The sequence below is a fragment of the Polaromonas sp. P3_C2 genome (assembly GCF_056402675.1).
Genome location: NZ_JBFUGX010000838.1, coordinates 1 through 1570 on the forward strand (window position 1 = coordinate 1; position 1570 = coordinate 1570).

2 protein-coding genes are annotated in these 1570 nt (G+C 59.9%); one reads left to right on the plus strand and one right to left on the minus strand.

The window, feature by feature from the left end:
- The coding region (locus AC1DWI_RS22560) for a LysR family transcriptional regulator (RefSeq protein WP_477725835.1) at positions 1-200 on the minus strand (200 nt) is incomplete at its 3' end.
- A gap of 144 nt (positions 201-344) precedes the next feature.
- Between AC1DWI_RS22560 and gcl the strand changes: the two genes are divergently transcribed.
- Positions 345-1570 (plus strand): glyoxylate carboligase (gene gcl, locus AC1DWI_RS22565; RefSeq protein ID WP_477725836.1); only part of this gene is annotated, 1226 nt, incomplete at its 3' end.

The following is a 1570-nucleotide window of genomic DNA, read 5'->3' on the forward strand; positions in this document are numbered from 1 at the left end:
GCGTAATACAGTGCGCCGATCTCGGTGGGCGTCACGCCACGGGTCGAACGATGGAGCAGCCGTGAACCCAGCTGCTTTTCCAGTTGCACCACCAGCTTGGTGGCCGACGGCTGGCCCATACCCATATCGGCAGCAGCCTTGCTGAAAGAGCCGAGGTCAACCACGCGAATGAAAAGCCGGATGGCTTGAATGCGGTCCATGGCCGCAAGTAGACCACGGCGACATCGGCCAGGCAATCATTTATTCCAAATTGGAATAAGCGTAATGCACGGGATGGGGCTTCCCCGCAGCCATCAACGCCGCGACCATCCGTCCAACGATCAGCAACCCTCTAGGAGACTTCAATGGCAAAAATGAAGGCCGCCATGGCCGCCGTTCTGGTGATGGAAAAAGAAGGCATCACGCAAGCTTTTGGTGTGCCCGGCGCAGCCATCAACCCGTTTTACTCCGCACTGCGTGAGCGCCAGTCAATCACGCATATCCTGGCGCGGCACGTCGAGGCCGCATCGCACATGGCCGAAGGCTACACACGCGCCAAGGCCGGAAACATCGGGGTGTGCATAGGCACCAGCGGCCCAGCCGGTACCGACATGATCACCGGGCTGTACTCGGCAATTGCCGACAGCATCCCCATTTTGTGCATCACCGGGCAGGCGCCCCGTGCGCGCCTGTACAAGGAGGATTTCCAGGCAGTAGACATTGAATCCATCTCCAAGCCGGTCACTAAATGGAGCGTGACTGTGCGTGAGCCGGCCTTGGTGCCGCGTTCCTTCCAGCAGGCCTTTCACCTGATGCGCTCGGGACGACCCGGCCCGGTGCTGATCGACCTGCCTTTTGATGTGCAGATGGCCGAAATTGAATTCGACATTGACACCTATGAGCCGCTACCGGTCTACAAGCCGGCTGCAAGCCGCAAACAGATCGAAAAAGCACTCGACATGCTTGCTGCTTCCAGCAAGCCTTTGATCGTCGCCGGCGGCGGCATCATCAATGCCGACGCCTCCGATTTGTTGGTCGAGTTTGCCGAACTCACCGGTGTGCCGGTGATCCCCACGCTGATGGGCTGGGGCACCATTCCCGACGATCACCCCCTGATGGCCGGCATGTGCGGACTGCAAACCAGCCACCGCTACGGCAACGCCACCATGCTGGCCAGCGACTTCGTCATCGGCATCGGCAACCGCTGGGCCAACCGCCACACCGGTTCGCCCGAGGTGTATTGCAAAGGCCGCACCTTTGTGCACGTCGATATCGAGCCGACGCAGATTGGCCGGGTGTTCAATCCGGACTTTGGCATTGTCAGCGACGCCAAAGCCGCACTGGAACTGCTGGTGCAGGTCGCCCGCGAACGCAAGATGGCGAAGAGCCTGCCCGACTATGGCAACTGGGCCACCCGCTGTGCTGAGCGGAAAAAGCTCATGCACCGCAAGTCCCACTTTACCGAGACCCCCATCAAACCGATGCGCGTGTATGAAGAAATGAACAAGGTGTTCCCGCGCGACACCATTTACGTGACAACCATTGGCCTGAGCCAGATTGCCGGCGCGCAGTTTCTCAATGTGTACGGGCC